Source organism: Dubosiella muris, assembly GCF_004793885.1.
Taxonomy (GTDB): domain Bacteria; phylum Bacillota_I; class Bacilli_A; order Erysipelotrichales; family Erysipelotrichaceae; genus Dubosiella; species Dubosiella muris.
The window spans coordinates 1-19477 of the sequence record NZ_SRYG01000003.1 but is presented as its reverse complement, the minus strand read 5'-3'; the positions used below and the strand labels follow the sequence as shown (position 1 = coordinate 19477).

Genomic DNA, 19477 nt, shown 5'->3' with positions numbered 1-19477 from the left:
GAAAGGAGGAAATGGTATGGCAACAAGTATCGACGGAGCGATGCTCCGGGATATCATTATGGACCATTATCAATATCCGAGAAACAAGCATCCGCTTGTAGAGGATCCACAATATAAATCCAAACATATGGCGAGCGACTCGTGTATCGACGATATCACCGTGCAAGCCAAATTCAAAGATGGAACGATCGAGGACGTCGCGTTTGACGGCGTCGCCTGCGCGATCTCCACTTCGGCGACCGACATCATGTCCGATCTTGTGAAGGACAAAACTATCGAAGAAGCCCAGAAAATCATCGACAACTACATGGCGATGGTCGATGAAAAAGAGTACGACGAAGACTTGCTCGACGAGGCCGTCGCTTTCCAAAACGTCGGCCGCCAAGCCAACCGCATCAAGTGCGCGACGATTGGCTGGAACGCGCTGCAGGCGCTCATCGACGAAGAAAAAAAGGAGGAAAACAATGGCTGATCACAAAGAGATTCCCGGATCCTCCGAATACGAGTACGGTTTTCACGATCGGGACGTTTCCGTTTTCAAAACCAACAAAGGATTGACAGAGGAAACGATTCGCGAGATCTCGAAAATCAAAAAAGAACCGCAGTGGATGCTCGACATCCGTTTGAAAGCGTACCACGCGTTTCGTGAATTAAAAAACCCAAGCTGGGGACCGGATCTTTCCGGCATCGACTTTGACGACTACACGTATTACATCAAACCAAGCGACAAGCAGGAAAAATCGTGGGATGAAGTGCCGGAAACGATTCGCGACACATTCGAACGACTCGGCATCCCGAAAGCGGAACAAAAATTTCTGGCCGGCGTTTCAACCCAATACGAATCCGAAGTCGTTTATCACAACATGCTGGCCGAAGTCGAGGAAAAGGGCGTCATCTTTCTGGATACCGATTCCGCGCTTCGGGAGCATCCGGAGCTCGTGAAAGAATACTTTGGCAAGCTGGTTCCGTATTCCGACAACAAGTACGCCGCGCTCAACACGGCCGTGTGGTCGGGCGGCTCGTTTATTTACGTCCCTAAAGGCGTAAAGCTCGATAAACCGCTTCAATCGTATTTCCGCATCAACTCGATGCAAATGGGACAGTTCGAGCGGACGCTCATCATCGTCGACGAAGGGGCCGACGTGCATTACGTGGAAGGGTGCACCGCGCCGACGTACTCCAAAGACTCGCTGCATGCGGCGGTTGTCGAAATCTTTGTCCACAAAAACGCCACATGCCGGTATTCCACCGTGCAAAACTGGTCCAACAACATTATCAACCTTGTGACGAAGCGGGCGAAAGTGTACGAGAACGCCCATATGGAATGGATTGATGGAAATATCGGCAGTTTGATCAACATGAAATACCCGGCGTGTATTTTAGCCGAGCCGTACGCCAAAGGAACGTGCATCTCCATCGCGGTCGCCGGCAAAGGACAGCAGCAGGACGCGGGGGCCAAGATGATTCATCTGGCGCCGCACACCTCAAGCAATATCATTTCGAAATCCGTCGCGCGCAACGGCGGGGAAGTGAACTACCGCGGCTGGGTCGTCCAGGCCAAAAACGCGGAGTACTCCAAAAGCAAAGTGGAATGCGACACGCTGATTCTTGACGACCAGTCCCGCTCGGATACGATCCCGCTGAATAAATCGTTCTCCAAAACGAGTCAAATCGAACACGAGGCGACCGTGTCGAACATTTCCGAAGAACAGTTGTTTTATTTGATGTCGCGAGGCTTGACGAAGGCGAAAGCGACAGAAATGATCGTCATGGGCTTTTTGGAACCATTCACAAAAGAGCTGCCGATGGAGTACGCGGTCGAACTCAATCAGCTGCTCAAACTGGATATGAGCGACTCCATTGGATAGAAAAGCGCTCATCGAAAGGCGGCTTCAAGTCGCGAATCGAGCAGAAAAAGAAAAGGCAATCGTTGAAAGGCTGTTGCCTTTTTTAAAAGGGAAACAGACCGCCGGCTATATGCCGATCCGAGGGGAAGCCAATGTGTTTGGTCCCTGGATTGATTTTGTGCCAAAAGTGGTAAGCGCGACCAGGATGGTGTTTTTGCCGCCCGTCCATTTCAAAAAGGGCGCGTTTGGCGTTTTGGAGCCAGAGAGCGAGGCTGTCGTTTTGAGCGCGCAAATCGACGTCATCGTCGTGCCGATGGTCGCCTTCGACGGAAAGTACCGCATTGGATACGGAAAAGGATATTACGACCGGTATTTAAAAACCTTTGAGGGGTTAAAAATCGGTGTCGCGTTCGACGACCAGGAAGTTTACGATTATCAGCCCAGTCTTTACGATGTACCGATGGATGTGATCGTCACGGAATCGAGAACTATCGAATGAGCTGACGAATGGGAAAAATCATGAGATAATCAAAAAAAGAAACTGGAGAACAAGTATGAGTGTGATCACAAATATTCGAAAATTCTGGGAGCGGTTCGAAGACGAGCAATCCAATCTCGAACAGGCGCTCAAAGATAAAAATTATGAACGGATCAATGAAATCGTGGGAGGACTGAACGAGGAAGTCAACGCGATTAGCGGATGCAGTTTTTTCGTCGAGGACGTCAGCGAGGACTTTGAGATGACGATCGACCCCGGTCCCAACAAAACAAGCCAGTACATCGCCCAGCGCATCAAAATGATGGCGCCGGACAACGTCAAAGCGTCATGGCGCATTAACGCGGTTTTGCAGCCACTCTCGCAAAAGGCGATCGAGGCGGCCGTGCAAATCAAGGACGAAACGTACACCCTCGTCGATTTTCTGGTGTTTTACGAAGTCCATCCGGAAACGCAAACGTTTAGCACCCGGGTGTACTGCCCGGGCTACCAGCTCATTGAAAACGACGAGTACACAAAAGAAATGAGCATGTATTTGCTGGAGCTGGCGATTGGGCAGACGGATTACGAAGCGTACATTGACCGCGTGGAGCCGCTGACGGCACCGGAAGATTCGAAAAACTTCTGCAACCTCGTCGATTTTTACAACTTGATCGCGCAAACCGTTGAAAAGGACCATTGGAAAGAGTACGACTCGCCTCTTGATATTTACTCGATTTACGAGCCTAATCAGGATTTTGCCCACGACGCGCTGCGCAAGGATATGAAAATCATCTTTACCACCCATCCGATGCTTGTGGAAGAAACGCTGGGCGAAAAAAACGACGTCCTGCTCGACTTGAAAGCCAAAGAAGGCGAGTACGGATACATGTATTACGCCAATCCTTTCGCGGGAAAGGACAACGCGCTGTTTCGGCAGGAACTTTCCAAACAGCTGGACGCTTCGATGTCCAAGCTCAATTTAGGCAAGGTCATTGGCGGCGCGATGGGAAAAAGCTTTTCCTACATCGACTGGATCGTGTTTGATCCGGAAGGGTTCGAAAAGGCGTTCGCGCAAATCAAAAAGCAGCTCGACCCGAAAGTCGAACTGCATTATGTCACGTTTCATGAATTTATGAATTAGTTTAAATCAGCGCATGCATTGAGCAGGCGCTCTTTTTTCGCGCCGGAAAACGTCTGGTAGGGATCCTCCAGAAAACGGGCGAGCACGTCGGCGTCCTTGAGCAGCTCGCACATCGGCGAGTCAATATGGTTTTTGTAGGAATGCTGGCCGATCATATAGCCGATTTCGTCGATTTCGCGCATCTTGAACAAGCCGGACTGCTCCAAATACTGGTGGGCGTACAGCGAAGACAGCCGGGCGTGGTCTTTGTGGGGGCAGTTTTGGGCGTACTGGGCGAAATCGTGCAGCAGCGCCGCGATCTTCGCCAGCTCGACGGGCAGGTTCCGGGATATGGCGAGCAGGGTAATGCAGTTGTCGACACTGTTCGTATGCAGAAAAGCCGCGGTGCGTAAAAGCTCGTTGTTTATTTTGTGATACGTGCCGTAAACGTGGTCTTTGACTTTGTTGTAACGTTCCATCCTTGTTCTCTTCTCCTTCTGATAAGAAAAAGCGCATGAAGTGAATCCATGCGCCTGTTGACTGCTGATATTGATCGTTCGTCGCTTACGCAGTCGTGCTAACTACAGTGACCTTGCTGGCCTGCTGTCCGCGGTTGCTTTCAACCACGTCGTAAGTAACGGTCTGACCTTCTTCGAGAGTTTTGTATCCATCCGCGTTGATCGAAGAGTAATGAACGAAAATGTCTTTTCCGTCTTCGCCGGTAATGAATCCATACCCTTTTTCAGCATTAAACCATTTTACTTTACCTGTGTTCATAGTATAACCCCCTGGACGTGCCTCGATCGGTCCGCAAAGCAGGCGCGGCACGTCAACAATACCGACTGCTTTTTTGGATGATAAGGCTATCCCTATGTTAATTATACGTTTTCTATAACATAGAGTCAAACAAATTTTAAAAATCGTTGGAGAAATGTTATAGGTGGAAAAACACAATCAGACGCTAATAACAAGAAAAGTATAGCATAAATTCGAAAAAACCAACATCGCATGACATAAGAATGCAATCGCCAAAAAAAAGCTTTATAATAGAAGCAACAAACAATACAGGAGGTATATTTTTTATGTTCATCAAAGATGAAGCCCTGCGTGATGCCGTGGCGCGCAATCTTCGAACGACACCGGAAGAGCTCACCCCCGAAATGATGACCGGGCTCATTCATCTGGAAGTTCCGGATATGGAAATCAAATCGCTGGAAGGTTTGGAATACGCGGAAAACCTGGAATATCTGGATGCGTCGGGAAACTCGATTCAGTCGCTTGAGCCGATACGCGATCTTCGCAACGTGCTGACGCTCGACGTGTCGAGCAACCAGCTGCGGGACATTCAGGCGCTGCACGGGTTCCGCCAGCTGAAAAAACTCAACATTTCCAGAAATAATTTGTACACGATGGATATTTCGAGCATCGCGGGAATGCTGCACCTGGAAGTGCTTGACCTGAAACGGGCCAAGATCGACTCGCTCGAATACATCATCCACTGCAAAAAGCTGCAGCAGCTCAATATCAACACCGAAAACGGACCATTCAACTATTCTTTGCTGGGAACGCTGAAAGACTTGAAAAAGCTGGACATGTCCGGAATGCGCCGTTTCAACATTGACGATTTAACGTATTTGTCCCATTTGGAAAGCTTGAATCTGGCGACGAATTTAATGAGCGATATTTCCCCGCTGCTGGCGATGAAAGACCTGAAGGAGCTCAATGTGTCGAATTGTCCGTACTTAAAAGACTATACGATTCTCGAGCAGTTCCCTTCGCTGCGCAAGCTGAACATGAACTACAATACGCCGGACAGCTTTGATTTCTTGAAAAACCTGCCAAAGATGGAGGAGCTGTCCATGGAGCAAACCGGATTCCACGATTTGCCGCTGCTCAACCACATGAAGAAGCTATGCGCCCTGAACGTGTCGAAAAACGATTTGCACGACGTCGACAAGTTTTACAACGTGAAAAATCTGGAAACCCTGAAAGCCGAGTTTTGCCAGCTGACGAACATCGACTTTCTCAAAGACGCGCACAAACTGGAAAGCCTGGATTTGTTCACGAACCGGATCACGGACATCGAAGTGCTCAAGCACGATAAAAACATCGTCGAACTCAACATTGGACGCAATCAGGTCCGCGACATCGAGTGTTTGAAAGATATGAAAAATCTGGCGATCCTGTCGCTGGAAAACAACGACGTGCACGACATCTCGCCATTGAAGGACCTGGAGAATTTGTGCATCATCGACCTCTACAACAATGTGATCCGCGACTTGAAGCCGCTGAAGCATCTCGAATACGTATCGTATTTGCGTCTGGACCACAACGCCATTACCGATTTGACGCCGCTGGCCGACTTGAAGTACTTGCGCTCGCTGACTTTGAAAGCCAACTACATCACCGACGTGTCGCCGCTCAAGGATTTGAAGCTGCTGGAGGCTCTTCGTCTGGACGACAATCCAATCGCGGACACATCCGTGCTGGAAAGTATGGAATTTTACGATAAATTTACCGATTAAACCTCGATGAATCGAGGTTTTTTCCTATGGGAGGCAAACACAGGTTTGTGGTGGCGAAAAAAGCGAAAGAAGTGGTACAATAAGTCCATGTGTAAAGGAAATAAAACAACGATAGAAACCATTTTAAAAAAACAAATCGCGATTACGCGCGAGCTCGTGGACGCGTCCGGACGGATCCTGCGCATCGCGCTGGAAAAGGAATCCTCCCTCAACCAGCCGCTCCACCGAACGATCAAGGATGAAGAACAATGAGCTCGTCCAAAAACCAAGGGTCGAGCTGGAAACGCTTCAAGCAAATCGTTTCCATTTTGCGCAAGCATCACATCCAAAAGGGAATGGATCCGGTGAAGCTTCGGCTGATTTTAGAGGATCTTGGGCCGACGTATGTCAAAATCGGACAAATCATGTCCACCCGGCAAGACGTATTTTCCCAACGGTATTGCGAGGAACTCGTAAAGCTGCGCTCCAGCGTCACGCCGCTTCCGTACGAAACGATTTTGGAAGTGCTGGAATCCCAGTACCGCCAGGCGCCAAGCGAGATTTTCGAAACGATTGACGAGGTTCCGCTCGGCTCGGCTTCCATCGCGCAAGTGCACGCCGCGACGCTGAAAGACGGACGAAAAGTCGTGATCAAAGTCCAAAGGCCGGGGATTTACAAGGAAATGGAGGAAGACGTCGAACTCATTCGCAAAGCGGTCAAAATCCTGAATTTGTCGGAAACGCTGACTTCGATTGTCGACATGGACACGGTCGTAGACGAGTTTTGGACAACCGCCCAGCAGGAGATGGATTTTCGGCATGAAGCCGCCAGCGCCAAACGGTTTAAAGAAATGTACGCGGATGTGCAATACATTGGCGCACCAACGATTGTCGACGCCTATACGACAAGCCACGTTCTCGTCATGGAGTACATTGGCGGCATTGAAATCGACGACATCGTGACGTTGGATAAAGAAGGGTACGCGCGTTCCGAGATTTGCGAAAAGCTGGCGTACAACTACGTCAACCAAATCATTGATGTGGGCTTTTTCCACGCGGATCCGCACGCCGGCAACTTGCGGATCGACGAAGGAAAAATCGTCTGGATCGACTTCGGCATGATGGGAGAACTCACGCCCCGGGACCGCGACTTGATGAAGCAGGGCGTCCGCTCGCTCGTCAACCGGGACAGCGCGCTGCTTGTCGAAACGATTTTGACGCTGGGAACATCCAATAAGGAAATCGACCACGCCAAATTCACCGTGGAAATGGACCGGTTCATGAATAAGTACATCAATATGTCGCTGTCGGACATCAATTTGCCGCAAATGGTGCAGGAAATGTTCGCCATTTGCCATCAATACGCCATTATGCTGCCCAAAGGCATTTCCATGCTGGCGCGCTCCTTGATCACGATTGAAGGAACGATGCGCGTGCTGGATCCAAAAACGAACATCATGCAAGTGCTGTCGTCGTATGAAATGGAACTGCTGAATATCAACTGGAACCGGAAGCTGAAATCCATGCTCGTCAAAGCGGTGGAGGCCGGGGAGGATTCCATCGAGCTGCCGATTCACGCGAAACACTTGATGGAGGCGCTTCAAAAGGGCCAGCTGAAAGTCAATTTGAATTTACTCGGATCCGAAGTGCCGCTGGCCAATTTGGATCGAATGATCAACCGAATCGTCGTTTGTATTTTGATTGCCTCGCTTTTGCTGGGGTCCAGCGTCATTTGCACGACGAATATGCATCCAAAGCTGCTAGGCATTCCGCTGCTGGGCGTTTTTGGATTTCTGATCGCGTTTGGAATGAGTCTGTGGCTGTTCGTGAAGATGTTGTTCCTGCATCAGAAAAACAAACCATTTTAGGAGGAATTTATGAAGGAACATACAAAGGCTTCGCTCGCGTCCGGCATTTTGCTTGTCGTGCTCGTCGCGCTGGATCAGTGCACGAAATTCGCGATCGCGAGCCGCATGAAGCTGCACGAGTCGATTGAGGTGATTAAGAACTTTTTTTATATTACCTACGTGCAAAACACGGGCGCGGGCTTCAGCATTTTCGAAGGCTATGGAAAACCGTTTTTCGCGGTTTTGACCATCGCCGCCCTGGTGGCGATCGCCTATTATTTTTATCACACCAAGGATCGCAAGATCCAGTTTTGCCTGACTGTCATTTTCGCGGGCGCCGTCGGCAACTTTATCGACCGGATGGCGCTGGGCTATGTCGTGGATTTTTTCAGCTTTTATTTTTTCGGCTGGGGATTTCCCGTGTTCAATATCGCGGATATTTGCATTAGCGTAGGCTTCGCGATGCTGGTGATCGTCTATCTTGTCGATGAGTATAAGGAGCAGAAATCATGGAAGAACAAACAATTTTAGTGGAAGAAAAAGGCGTGGACGAGCGGCTGGACAAGGCGCTTTGCTCATTGCTCGATATTTCCCGCAAACGGGCGCGTGATTTGCTTGACGGCGAAGCCGTACGCGTGAACGGGGTTTTGGAAAAAGCGTCCTATAAAGTAAAAGCCGGGGATCAAATTACGGTTTCGGGCGCCCCGATGGAAGAAACCGAAGTCAAACCCGAGGATATTCCGCTGGATATCGTGTACGAGGACGAAGACGTTCTTGTCATCAACAAGCCAAGGGGCATGGTGGTGCATCCCGCGCCCGGCCATTATTCGGGTACGCTGGTCAACGCGCTGATGTTCCACTGCAAAGATTTAAGCGGGATCAACGGCGTCATGCGTCCTGGCATCGTGCACCGCATCGACAAAGATACGAGCGGCTTGCTTGTCGTCTGTAAAAACGACTTGGCGCACGCCTCGCTTTCGGAACAGCTCGCTTCCAAGACGGCGCACCGGCAATACAAAGCCATTGTCCATCATCCGTTTTCCCACACGTTTGGAACGGTGAACGCGCCCATCGGACGGGACGAGCGCAACCGTCAAAACATGACGGTGACCGCGAAAAACTCGAAAGAGGCCATCACGCATTTCGAGGTACTCGAAAACTTTAAAAACTACGCCTACATCCAATGCACGCTGGAAACCGGCCGGACGCATCAAATCCGCGTCCACATGCAGTATATCGACCATCCAATCGTTGGCGATCCCAAATACGGGCCGCGCAAAACGTTAAAAACCGATGGACAGCTGCTGCACGCGTACGCATTGGAATTCATCCATCCACGTACAGGTGAAAAAATGCGGTTCGAAGCCGAAGAGCCGCCTATTTTCAAAGAAGTGCTCCACAAGCTGGAAAGCGGGGAAATCGAATGAAACGCGACGATGTGTTGAGCTGGGACCAGTATTTCATGGCGGTCGCCCACTTGAGCGCGTTACGCAGCAAAGATCCAAACACGCGGGTCGGCGCCTGCATCGTCAATCCGGAAAAACGGATCGTCGGCCTAGGTTACAACGGATTCCCGATGGGGTGCGACGACGACGTGTATTCCTGGGAGCGGGAAGGCGAATATTTGGACACGAAGTATCCGTACGTCGTGCATGCCGAGTTGAACGCGATTCTCAACAGCATCCAAAATTTAAAAGGATGCACGCTGTATGTGTCGCTGTTTCCGTGCAACGAGTGCGCCAAGGCGATCATCCAGTCGGGAATCTCGAAAGTCGTGTACGAAGACGACAAGTACGACGGCACACCCAACAACGTCGCAAGCAAGAAAATGTTCAAAGATGCGCAAGTCGAGCTTGTCCGGCTGCCGTACGCCTTAAAGGTGAATGTGGAACCCGTCAAAAAAGATCAGGAAGTCAGCTCCTGATCTTTTCTGTGTTTTTAAAGTGCATTTTCGCGACTTCGCCAAGCTTTTCGAATCCATAGCGCTCCACGAAGCGGCGCCCGCATTGATCAACTTTCGGTCCCGCGCCTTTTTCAAAAGGAAAATCGTATTTCGCGGCCATTTTGTCAAAATAGTCCAAAAAAGCCGCGCGGGCAAGGACGCTCGCGCAAGCGACGGCGAGGTACTTGTTTTCAGCTTTTGTTTCGAACGTCAAGTTGCGCACCACGCGCGGCTGTCCTTCCAGGTGGCGGTAGTAAACCGCCGGCTTGGCGAACTGATCCACGACGCAAAGGGCGGGAAGCTCGTGGCCTTTGTCCATTAAGTTCAAGTACGCCTGATTGTGCAGCAGGCTTTTGATGGCGTTCATGTTGTGGCGCGCGTGAATGGCGTTGTATTTCGGATTGCTGACGATCATCAGCGAATAAGGGCAAAGCGATTTTACCTCGGGCGCGATGGCGCGAATCCGGGTGTCGTCCATTTGCTTGGAATCCTGAATGCCTAGCGCCCGTAAACGTGGCGCGGCCTGGGCGCTGACAATGCAGGCGGCCACCACGACAGGGCCGAAATAGTCGCCGGTTCCGACTTCGTCGCTTCCCGCCTGCGGAAAGGTTTCCTCGTCGCGGGAGGATTCGGATGGTTCCAGAAACGACACATCCTGTCCCTGGTAAACGACCTTGCCGGATTGGTAGGCGGTAATGGTCAAAGACGGGAGTTTCATTTGAAAGTAAGTATACGGGGGGCGGGTGACGGAAAGAGCCTGGGGCTCGATTCGCTCGCGCAGCGCTTCGATTTGCGCTTTGGTCATCGTTTTTGTGATAGAAGGCATGACCATAGTATACACTATCCCGGAAAACTTTACAGACTATGATGAAATGATTAGAATGGATGTATGTCCATACATGAAATTGATTTGGCGCTGCTTGTGTTTGGGGCGGCAGTCTTGATCGGGGCGTGGCGCAAAGGGTTTATTCGGCCGTTGTGCGATGTCATCTGCCTGCTTTTGTCGCTGGCGCTCACCGGATATTTTGTCGTTCGTGGAACGATTGCTTTTCAGGCTTCTTTTATTGTTTTTTGTTTGATTCGTCTCGCGCTCGCGATGGTGCAGGCGCTGCTTCTGCCGCGGCGGCAAGGGATCCTTTCGCTTTTTGACCGGATCCTTGGCGTTTTGCTGGGGCTGGTGCGAATTTATATCGTTTACGCGCTCGTTTTTTACGCGCTTTCTTTTTTTTCAGTTGGCACGATCCAGCCAGAGTCTTCGATCGTGTATCCATATTTCAAGGAGGTAGAAACATATGTCCGACAAGCGATCGGGGTTTAAAAAACAAATGGATCGGTCCATCGACTACGCGGCCGTTTTGGAGCAAATTGCCGGATATGCGGCGTTTTCGCGTTCCGTGGCGATGATCCGAAACGCCATGCCGCTCGAAACCGTCCAGCTCGCCCGGGAGCAGCTGGACTTTGTCCAGGAAGGAATGGAATACGTCCGGCTCGGGAAGGATCTTTCCATGGGTGGTGTCACGGATATCGAGCCATTTCTTGACTCGGCATCGAAATCCATCGTTTTACTGCCTGGCGAGCTCAACGCCATCGCGCTTTTCTTGTCCGCCGTCCGCCGGGCCGTCCAGGCGTTTGAGGAAGAGCGGGAGCCAAGGCTTGCCGAGTACGCGGCGACCATGGATCCTTGCGACAAGCTTCGAAAGAAAATCGAGGCGATGATTGACCTGGGCGGCGACATCAAGGAAGATGCCACGCCGACGCTGTATGGCCGGACGCAGGCGCTGCGTCAGGCGAAAGCGGATTTAAGCGTGTTCGCCCGCGGCTATACGAAGCAGCACGCGACGCGGCTCATGGACACGACGACGACCACGATCCAGGGCCGCCTTTGCGTGCTGGCGAAGACGCCGGAAAAAAACAGCTTTGGCGGCATGATCCATGGCACGAGTCAAAGCGGGATGGCCACGTATGTGGAACCGCGCGAGTTCGTGGTGCGCAACAACAAGATCCAGTCGCTCGCCTTGGAAATCGAAGAGGAAAAACGCCGGATCTGCCGGGAGTTGACCGCGCAAGTGGCGGCCAGCGCGCTCGCGCTTGGAAGCGATTTGGAAACGATGACGTTTTTAGACACCGTGATGGCGCGCGCCAAATGGGCGAACCGGTACGACGGGTGCGTTCCAAAGTTCCAAACCCGGGATCATTCGTTTCGTTTCGCGCATGCCCGCCATCCACTGATTGACGAGCAAAAAGTCGTCGCCAACACGTACGCCAGTCAAAAAGACCAGTTTTGCTTAATGATTTCAGGCCCGAATATGGGCGGAAAGACCGTCACGCTAAAGACGATCGGCTTGTTTGTCGTGCTCGCGCACGCCGGCTTTCCGGTTTTGGCGCACGACGCGATGCTGCCGTGGTACACGTCGATGTGGTTTGACATCGGTGACGACCAGTCGATTGAAAACAACTTGTCTACTTTTTCGTCCCATATGTCCAAAATCGCCCGGATTTGCCAGGCGGCCAACGAGCATACGTTTATTTTGCTGGATGAAATCGGCAATGGAACCGATCCGCTGGAAGGCGCGAGTCTGGCTTCCGCGATTTTAGCGTATTTGATTGACTGCCAGTCGACCATTGTGACGTCGACGCATTACGATCAGGTGAAGGAGTTTGGCAAGGCCGATTTGCACACGCTTGTTTCCAGCGTGGAATTCGACGTGGAAACGCTGCGGCCGACGTACCGGTACTTGCCGGGCATTTCGGGCGGATCATTCGCGTTCGCGATCGCTTCGCAGCTTCAGCTGGAGCCGGCGATCATCGCGCATGCCCGGACGCTGAAAGAGGAAAACATGAAGGAGTCGCAAAAGGCGCTGGAGCGGCTGGAAATCGAGCAAAAGGAAGTCATGAAAAAACAAGAGCGTTTCGACGTCCTCATTCAAAACGCGCATCGCATTCAAAAAGAAGCGGAAGCCGAAAAACAAAAATGGATCGGCAAGCGCGAAACGCTGGAAGCGGAGTACGAACACGAGCTGGAGGCGATGCTGGACGAGAAGCGCGAGGAAGCCAGAGCCATTTTGGCGAAAATGAAAAACCATCCCGAAGTCAAGGTGCATGAACAAATCGAGTCGCTGCACGCGATCAACGATCTCGCGCCCGAACAAAAAGAGGAAAAAGCCGCGAAAGAAACGTTTGCGGTCGGCGACTATGTCCACATTGATTCGCTGAACGCCCATGGCGAAATTCTCGAGATTCGCAAAAAACAAGCCACGGTGCTGACCAACGGAATGAAAGTCAACGTCAAAACGAACGTGTTGACGAAAATGAAGCGTCCCAACGTGCCGAAAACGGCGCCCAAGCCAAGGCTGGAGCGCGTCACGAAGCGGTTTCCGCTGGAATTGAACTTGATTGGCATGCGGGTCGAGGAAGGGCTGAACGCGCTGGACCGGTATTTGGACCAGGCCATCGTCCACAAAGCGATTAGCGTGCGCATCATTCACGGCATGGGGACGGGAAAGCTTCGAAAGGCCGTTTGGGACGATTTACGCAAGCGCAACACCGTGAAGTCGTTTGAATCGGCCGGCCCAAACGAAGGCGGCCTGGGCGCGACTATCGTGACGTTGAAATAAAAGAAAAGAGGAGTTATGGCGGTTTCAAAACATTTGCAGGATAAATTGTCTTTGCTGCCGGAACAACCCGGCTGTTACATCATGAAAGACGAGAAGGGGAAGATTTTGTATGTGGGCAAGGCGAAAGTTCTGAAAAACCGGGTGCGTTCGTATTTTACGGGGGTCCACAACAACAAAACCACCCGCCTGGTTTCCCATATCCGCGACTTTGAGTACATCGTGACGGGTTCGGAAAAAGAGGCGCTGCTACTGGAAATCAACTTGATCAAAAAGCATCGTCCTCCGTTCAATATCATGTTCATGGACGACAAAATGTATCCATACATCGAAGTAAGCGGCGATCAGGATTTTTCCGTGCGCATATCCCGAAAGCCGAATCATAAAAAATCCCGCTACTTTGGCCCGTATCCGAGTTCCAGCGCCGCCTATGAAATGGTGAAGCTCGTCAATCAAATTTTTCCGATTCGCAAATGCCGGACCCTTGGCAAGCAGGCTTGTTTGTATTACCACATGCATCAGTGCCTGGCGCCTTGCGTCAAAAAAACCGATCCGAAAGAGGTAGCCAAGATCCGCGCGGAAGTCATCCGGTTTTTAAAGGGCGATGTGGATGTTGTGCTGGACGATTTGCACCTTAAAATGCAAAACGCGGCCGAGGAGCTGCAATTCGAGCGCGCGAAGGAGCTGCGGGACCAGATCCAGCATATCGAGCACATCAAGGAAAAGCAGTCGATTGATTTTTCGGACCGGACGGCCCGCGACGTGTTTGGTTATTACGAAGACAAAGGCTATATTAGCTTTTACGGCTTCTTTATCCGCGACGGAAAACTGCTGGAGCGAACGCTTTCCATCACGCCGATTTACGAGGAAAAAGACGAGGCGTTTGTCAGCTTTATCGTGCAGTACTACGCCAACAACACCAAGCCCAAGGAAATTCTCGTTCCCAAAGGCACCGATGTGGAGGCGCTGGAGCACGCGCTCGATGTGAAGGTGAAAGTTCCTGAGCGCGGAGAGAAAAAGAAGCTGGTGGATCTCGTCATTCAAAACGCCAAGGAGGCGCACGATCAAAAATTCCAGCTCGTGTACAAAAAAGACAAAGAGCTCGACATGGCCATGCAGCATTTGTCCCGGATCGTCCAGCGCGAAGTCCACACGATTGAAAGCTTTGACAATTCGCATATCCAGGGCTCGAACAACGTGTCGGGCTTAGTCGTGTTCGAGGATGGCCGGCCGGACAAGGCACAGTATCGCCATTATCATTTGGATACGTACCGTTCCGATATCGACTCGATGAAAGAAGTCGTTTACCGGCGGTATTTCCGGCTGCTCAAAGACGGCAAGCCCATGCCGGATTTGCTGATTGTCGATGGCGGGGCGGCGCAAATCAACGCCGCCAAGTCGATTCGCGACGACTTGATGCTCGATTTTCCCATCGCGGGACTCGTAAAAGACGACCGGCACGCGACGAGGGCCTTGATGCTGGAAGACTTGAAGGAAGTGCCGCTGTCCAAGGAGGACCCGTTGTTTTTTATGCTTACCAGACTACAGGACGAAGTGCACCGGTTCGCGATCGAGTACCATCGCAAGCTGCGCAGCAAGTCGATGACAAAGTCGGTTTTGGACGAAGTGCCCGGCATTGGCGAAACACGCAAAAAAGAGCTGATGAAGACGTTCAAGTCGATGAAAAGCTTGCGGCAGGCGGATGTGGAGGCGCTCGCCCGGGTCGTGCCCGAAGATGTGGCACGTCGTTTGTTCGACCGATTGCATCCTTCGGAGTGATTCGTTATAATTTGACTTATGAAAGTGGATTCGAAAACACTCGGTTTAAGGCTGTTGCTGCTTGGCGTATGCGCCGGCGTGGCGATCACGTGTATGATCAAAATCAACGAGACGTACGATCCTCTGGCGCGCTATCCTTATGTGACCGAACAAAACAGACCTGTTATTTTGGCGCATTTGGATGCCAAGGAAATCGACTACATGATTACGCAGCAGCTGAAACCGGATCAATATCTTGAATTTATCAACGAGCCGGACTTTTCGATTTACAATACGCTGTTTTACGCGCGGGCGAAAAAAGCCCAGGACGCGCCGGCGGCGTATATTGTCAATTTCATTAACAAGTACCGCTCGAATTTTTCGCTGGACACGCTGACGCGGTACTTGTCGCACTATTCTTACGCCGATTTAACGTCGTTTTATGAAAACGAGCAGATTTTGCATGAAGATGTGCAGCTCGCGCCGGATCCGGCGTATCCATATTTGGTACTGAATGAAAACTTGTCGGTATACCGTTACGTCCCGGATGGGTTGAGCGATTTGGAAGGAACCTCGCTCAAGAGCGAAGCGGCGCAACGGTTGAAAGCCATGCTGGACGACTATAAAAAAATCGTGGGAGAAAATGAATCCCTCGGCTTGGAAAGCGGATACTTGAATTACGAGCAAGTGCTGGACCGGTATTTGCGGGCGACGCTCGTCTATGGCGAGTATGTCGACCGTTTCGCGTTGTCCGGCGGAGAGAACGAGCAGCAGCTCGGGTACACGGTGGCACTGACCGGCGCCCAACGCTGGGACACGCTTGTCGCCGAAAACAAAGCGTTTGTCGACTACGACTACACCAAGGTGGAGGAAGAGCTTGGCGAAGCTGAACTGGAAACGCAGGCCTGGTTGCGGGCCAACGCGTGGCGGTATGGATTTGTCGTTCGCTATCCGCAAGGAAAAGAAGAGGTGACAGGCCATTATTACCAACCGTATTTGCTTCGGTATGTCGGCCAAAAAACCGCCAAGGCGATGGTCGATGAAAACAAGACGATGGAGGAAATGGACTTCGAGGAGGAACTTCAGTAATGGATCAAAAAAAATACAAAGTGGTGGTCGTGTCCGACTCGCACGGCACATCGAATCTCGTGAGCGAGATTGAGCGCTGGAATCCGGACGCGGACCTGTATGTGCATTGCGGCGATTTGGAAGACAATCCGGCTTTGTTTGATAACTGGATCTTCGCCAGAGGAAACAACGATTTCTTTTCCGCGGGAAATATGAAGGAACAGCAAGTCATCCGGGTCGGGGAGCACCGGCTGCTTGTCGTGCATTCGCATCGTTGCTCTTATATGAACCGCGAGATGGATCTTGTGCGGATGGCGCAGGAAAACGATTGCGACATTGTTTGTTTCGGGCATACGCATTGTTCCATGATCAAGCGGGTTCATGGCGTGCTGCTTGTCAATCCGGGCTCGACGTGGTCGCCGCGCGATGGCAAGGAGCCAAGCTACGCCGTTTTGACGCTCGAAGGTCCGCAAGCCGAGGCCGAGCTTGTATTCGAGTCGCAATGGGTTGCGTCCAAGGAAAAGCCACCGGTTCAGAAAAAAAGATTTTTCCGTTTTTAAGCATTAAAAAGAGACAAACGTTTCAATTCGCGGTTTGTCTCTTTTTTTCGATTTAGTCGTTTTCTTTTTGCAGGTTGTCCAACTTGTGGAATTCCACCGCCAGCAAGACGATCGCCACGCCAAAACTGATCGTGTCCGCCACGGGCGCCGACCATAAAATGCCTTCCAGCCCGAAGGAGAGCGGCAAAAGGACGGCCAAAGGAATGAAAAGAATGACTTGTCGAATCATGGATAAGAACAAGCCTTTGAGCGGTTTGCCGATGGCCGAGAAAAACCCGGAAGAAATGATTTGGACGCCATTGACGCACGACAGTAGCAGGAACACTTTCATAAAATGCACCGCGAATTCCATATACAGCGCGTTCTCGGAGCCAAACAACGAAAGCACAGGATACGGGGCGAACTCGAACAACGTCCAGCCCAGGGCGCCGATGACCAGCGCGCTGGCGAGCGCGAGAAGCATCGTCTTTTTCACCCGCGTGTATTTTTTCGCGCCATAGTTGAAGCCGACAATCGGCTGAAGGCCTTGCGACAAGCCGATCATGAACGCGAACAGGATCGCGTTCACTTTCATGACGACGCCCGCGGCCGCCAGCGGAATTTCCGCTCCGTAGGGACTGAGCGCGCCATAGTGCACCATGGAGTTGTTCATGACGATTTGCACGAACAAAATCGCGATTTGATTCACGCTGCTGCTCACGCCAATCGAAAACGCCTCCAGCGTAGCTTGCCACGAGAACCGAATGTCTTTCGCTTTGATTTCGACGTGCTTGAATTTGGGGATATAGGCAAAGCATACAAAACACGAGATGATTTGCCCTAAAATCGTCGCCCACGCCGCGCCGGCCACGCCTTGATGGAATACGAAAATAAAAATCGGATCAAGGACGATGTTGATGATGGCGCCCACAACCATGCACACCATGGAGTAATTTGGCGAGCCATCCGAGCGAATCAGCGCGCTCATCGCGTTGGTGAAAATCAGGAACGGGAAGCCAAACGCGGTGATGTTTGTGTAGGCGACCGCGTACGGATACACTTCGCTGGTCGCGCCAAAAGCAAAAAGCAAGTCGTGGACGAAGAGCAAAATCAATCCCATGTACGCAAGACCGCAGGCAATCATCAAAAAGAGGGCGTTCCCGGTGATTTCCCGTACTTTTTCCGGCCTCTTTTGACCGAGATACAAAGAAAAGCGGGAAGAGGAACCAATTCCGATCAGCAGCGAGATCGCCAGGGAAATCGTCGTGAGCGGGAAGGCGACGTTGGTCGCGGCGTTCCCTAAATACCCGACGCCTTGTCCGATAAAAATCTGATCGACAATGTTATAAAGGGCGCTGACAAGCATCGAAATGACGCTGGGAACCGCAAAGCGGGCCAGCAGCTTGCCCAGGCGTTCATAACCTAGCGGATTTTGGGCGTGCATTCAAATTCCCTCTCTTTCTCATAGCGGGCGAACAATTCTTTGTCGCCAATCGAATTGTGCCGGATCCAGTCCAGCGCGTTGCCGCGGGCGTCAAACCAGCCTAAAAAGCGATATCCTTTTTTGCGGGCGGGCAGCAGCTCGATATCCAAGTCAAAATACGAGTACGATCTTGGATTCATTCGGCTGGCCAGCCCGCCATCCAAATGGTAGGTGATCCGAAACAATGTGATTTTCCATTTCGCGTACAACGTGATGGATTCGTTGAGCGGCATGTCGAAATCAAACGGAAACGTGAGCCGCTCGTCCAGGTACCATCCATCGAACGTGTATCCAAGCCGCATTGGCGGCCGGAACCGTTCAAGCAGGCCGCTGTCCGTTGTCGTTCGCTCGGCGATGCGCCCGCCGCCGTTGGTTTCAAAGCGCACGAGGCTTGGCTCGCAAAACATTGCCTCCAGTGTCAGCGGTTTGGTGATGTGGGGCGGCAAGTATTCGATTCGCTCGCCATCCAGACACCAGCCGATAAAACGCATCCCGCGCTTGCGGGCGGGAAACAGGCGCAGCAACCCGGTTTCCACCGTCACATAGCGAGGATTGCGACGGGAATTGATCCCGCCATGGCAGTCGTAATGGATCGGGTAGAGAATCGGGACCCACTTATCGTAAAGCGTGATCGCGCTTGGCAGTTTGCCGCCCGGATTGATTCGCTTCGTGCATTCGGGATCAATATACCAACCGATAAACCGATACCCATCTCGTTCTTCTTGATTCATCATCTTTCTCCTCTATTCCCATTGAAATTTCAATACTTATCGTTTATAATATCCGTGTTGTCCTTGTAGCTCAGTTGGATAGAGCATGCGCCTTCTAAGCGCACGGTCGGGGGTTCGAATCCCTCCAAGGACGCCATTTTTTTTTGAACGAATTAACTTTAACATAAAAACCGGAATCCGTCATGGGGACCGGGCAAAAGAAAAGAGCTTTGCGAAGCAATGTCATTTAGTTAAGAAATGGCTTAACCATCTGGAGATTAATTTCCAGATGGTTTTTTTTGAAATGTGCACGACAAAAAACTGAAGTGTTGTCACTCCATTTTTTTAAGTTTATAATTTAACTGTTAGTCATAGCGATAGTTGAATCCTATCGCATTTTTGGATTTTATCTTCCGCTCATTTTGGCGATTGTGGCGGACTGGTAGTATTTCTTTGACTAACAATTCTTCGATATTGGGCAGATCCGTTCTGCCCTTTTTCTTGTAACTCAAAAACCCCCAGATTGTCTGGGGGTCCAAAAAGCTTAAGCGGAGTGATCATGAAAGGCCC

Annotated in this window: 20 protein-coding genes and 1 tRNA gene; 16 read left to right on the top strand and 5 right to left on the bottom strand. The window is 51.3% G+C overall.

Annotated elements, in window-relative coordinates; genetic code table 11:
- Positions 1 to 16: 16 nt before the first annotated feature.
- The 4 genes from sufU to E5336_RS01820 are packed head-to-tail and all read left to right on the top strand — an operon-like array spanning position 17 to position 3466.
- On the top strand, positions 17 to 472 hold the full coding sequence (gene sufU / locus E5336_RS01835) for a Fe-S cluster assembly sulfur transfer protein SufU (RefSeq protein WP_135979393.1): 456 nt from the start codon (positions 17 to 19) through the stop codon (positions 470 to 472).
- Positions 465 to 1868, top strand: coding sequence for a Fe-S cluster assembly protein SufB (gene sufB, locus E5336_RS01830; protein ID WP_135979392.1), 1404 nt, complete (start codon positions 465 to 467; stop codon positions 1866 to 1868). Before sufU ends, sufB begins: the two co-directional genes overlap by 8 nt.
- Positions 1861 to 2346, top strand: coding sequence for a 5-formyltetrahydrofolate cyclo-ligase (locus E5336_RS01825; protein WP_135979391.1), 486 nt, complete (start codon positions 1861 to 1863; stop codon positions 2344 to 2346). Before sufB ends, E5336_RS01825 begins: the two co-directional genes overlap by 8 nt.
- Positions 2347 to 2401: 55 nt before the next feature.
- A complete protein-coding gene (locus tag E5336_RS01820; protein WP_135979390.1) occupies positions 2402 to 3466 on the top strand; it encodes a hypothetical protein in 1065 nt (354 codons plus the stop codon).
- Here E5336_RS01820 and E5336_RS01815 read toward each other — a convergent pair.
- Together E5336_RS01815 and E5336_RS01810 are read right to left on the bottom strand one after the other, a co-directional pair.
- Entirely contained in the window at positions 3463 to 3924 is a 462-nt protein-coding gene (locus E5336_RS01815; protein ID WP_135979389.1) for an HD domain-containing protein, read from the bottom strand. The genes E5336_RS01820 and E5336_RS01815 overlap by 4 nt on opposite strands.
- 85 nt (positions 3925 to 4009) lie before the next feature.
- A complete protein-coding gene (locus E5336_RS01810; RefSeq protein WP_135979388.1) occupies positions 4010 to 4222 on the bottom strand; it encodes a cold-shock protein in 213 nt (70 codons plus the stop codon).
- Positions 4223 to 4527: 305 nt separating this feature from the next.
- Between E5336_RS01810 and E5336_RS01805 the strand changes: the two genes are divergently transcribed.
- The 6 genes from E5336_RS01805 to E5336_RS01785 all read left to right on the top strand — a co-directional run bounded on the left by E5336_RS01805 (position 4528) and on the right by E5336_RS01785 (position 9720).
- The gene (locus E5336_RS01805; protein WP_135979387.1) at positions 4528 to 5970 is read left to right on the top strand and encodes a leucine-rich repeat domain-containing protein; all 1443 of its coding nucleotides are present in this window, start codon (positions 4528 to 4530) and stop codon (positions 5968 to 5970) included.
- Between the two features lie 87 nt (positions 5971 to 6057).
- Entirely contained in the window at positions 6058 to 6222 is a 165-nt protein-coding gene (locus E5336_RS12335) for a hypothetical protein (protein WP_168353511.1), read from the top strand.
- Positions 6219 to 7817: an ABC1 kinase family protein gene (locus tag E5336_RS01800; RefSeq protein WP_135979386.1), complete on the top strand. Its 1599-nt coding sequence runs from the start codon at positions 6219 to 6221 to the stop codon at positions 7815 to 7817. Before E5336_RS12335 ends, E5336_RS01800 begins: the two co-directional genes overlap by 4 nt.
- Positions 7818 to 7826: 9 nt before the next feature.
- Positions 7827 to 8327, top strand: a complete 501-nt coding sequence (gene lspA, locus E5336_RS01795; RefSeq protein WP_135979385.1) for a signal peptidase II — start codon at positions 7827 to 7829, stop codon at positions 8325 to 8327.
- Entirely contained in the window at positions 8306 to 9223 is a 918-nt protein-coding gene (locus E5336_RS01790; protein ID WP_135979384.1) for an RluA family pseudouridine synthase, read from the top strand. The genes lspA and E5336_RS01790 overlap by 22 nt, the downstream gene beginning before the upstream one ends.
- Complete coding sequence (locus tag E5336_RS01785) at positions 9220 to 9720, top strand: deoxycytidylate deaminase (protein ID WP_135979383.1); 501 nt, start codon at positions 9220 to 9222, stop codon at positions 9718 to 9720. The genes E5336_RS01790 and E5336_RS01785 overlap by 4 nt, the downstream gene beginning before the upstream one ends.
- Here the strand turns inward: E5336_RS01785 and rnhC are convergent.
- Positions 9710 to 10564 (bottom strand): ribonuclease HIII, encoded by an 855-nt coding sequence (rnhC, locus tag E5336_RS01780; protein WP_135979382.1) that lies wholly within the window; start codon positions 10562 to 10564, stop codon positions 9710 to 9712. The genes E5336_RS01785 and rnhC overlap by 11 nt on opposite strands.
- A gap of 63 nt (positions 10565 to 10627) precedes the next feature.
- Here rnhC and E5336_RS01775 point away from each other — a divergent pair, with 63 nt between their 5' ends.
- Genes E5336_RS01775 through E5336_RS01755 form a run of 5 tightly spaced genes read left to right on the top strand, consistent with a single transcriptional unit; the run spans position 10628 to position 16735 of the window.
- Positions 10628 to 11056 (top strand): CvpA family protein, encoded by a 429-nt coding sequence (locus tag E5336_RS01775; RefSeq protein WP_135979381.1) that lies wholly within the window; start codon positions 10628 to 10630, stop codon positions 11054 to 11056.
- Positions 11031 to 13352 carry an endonuclease MutS2 gene (locus tag E5336_RS01770; RefSeq protein ID WP_135979380.1) on the top strand — a complete coding sequence of 774 codons (2322 nt, stop codon included), beginning with the start codon at positions 11031 to 11033 and terminating at the stop codon, positions 13350 to 13352. The genes E5336_RS01775 and E5336_RS01770 overlap by 26 nt, the downstream gene beginning before the upstream one ends.
- Before the next feature lie 15 nt (positions 13353 to 13367).
- On the top strand, positions 13368 to 15128 hold the full coding sequence (gene uvrC, locus E5336_RS01765) for an excinuclease ABC subunit UvrC (protein ID WP_135979379.1): 1761 nt from the start codon (positions 13368 to 13370) through the stop codon (positions 15126 to 15128).
- Between the two features lie 18 nt (positions 15129 to 15146).
- Entirely contained in the window at positions 15147 to 16196 is a 1050-nt protein-coding gene (locus E5336_RS01760) for a M15 family metallopeptidase (protein WP_277820735.1), read from the top strand.
- Positions 16196 to 16735 carry a metallophosphoesterase family protein gene (locus tag E5336_RS01755; protein ID WP_135979378.1) on the top strand — a complete coding sequence of 180 codons (540 nt, stop codon included), beginning with the start codon at positions 16196 to 16198 and terminating at the stop codon, positions 16733 to 16735. Before E5336_RS01760 ends, E5336_RS01755 begins: the two co-directional genes overlap by 1 nt.
- 52 nt (positions 16736 to 16787) lie before the next feature.
- Here E5336_RS01755 and E5336_RS01750 read toward each other — a convergent pair whose 3' ends face one another.
- Together E5336_RS01750 and E5336_RS01745 are read right to left on the bottom strand one after the other, a co-directional pair.
- A complete protein-coding gene (locus E5336_RS01750; protein WP_135979377.1) occupies positions 16788 to 18158 on the bottom strand; it encodes an MATE family efflux transporter in 1371 nt (456 codons plus the stop codon).
- Positions 18137 to 18928, bottom strand: coding sequence for an InlB B-repeat-containing protein (locus E5336_RS01745; RefSeq protein WP_168353510.1), 792 nt, complete (start codon positions 18926 to 18928; stop codon positions 18137 to 18139). Before E5336_RS01745 ends, E5336_RS01750 begins: the two co-directional genes overlap by 22 nt.
- A gap of 59 nt (positions 18929 to 18987) precedes the next feature.
- On the opposite strand from E5336_RS01745, the gene E5336_RS01740 reads away from it, so the two are divergent.
- Positions 18988 to 19064 (top strand) — tRNA-Arg (locus tag E5336_RS01740).
- The last annotated feature ends 413 nt before the right edge of the window (positions 19065 to 19477 follow it).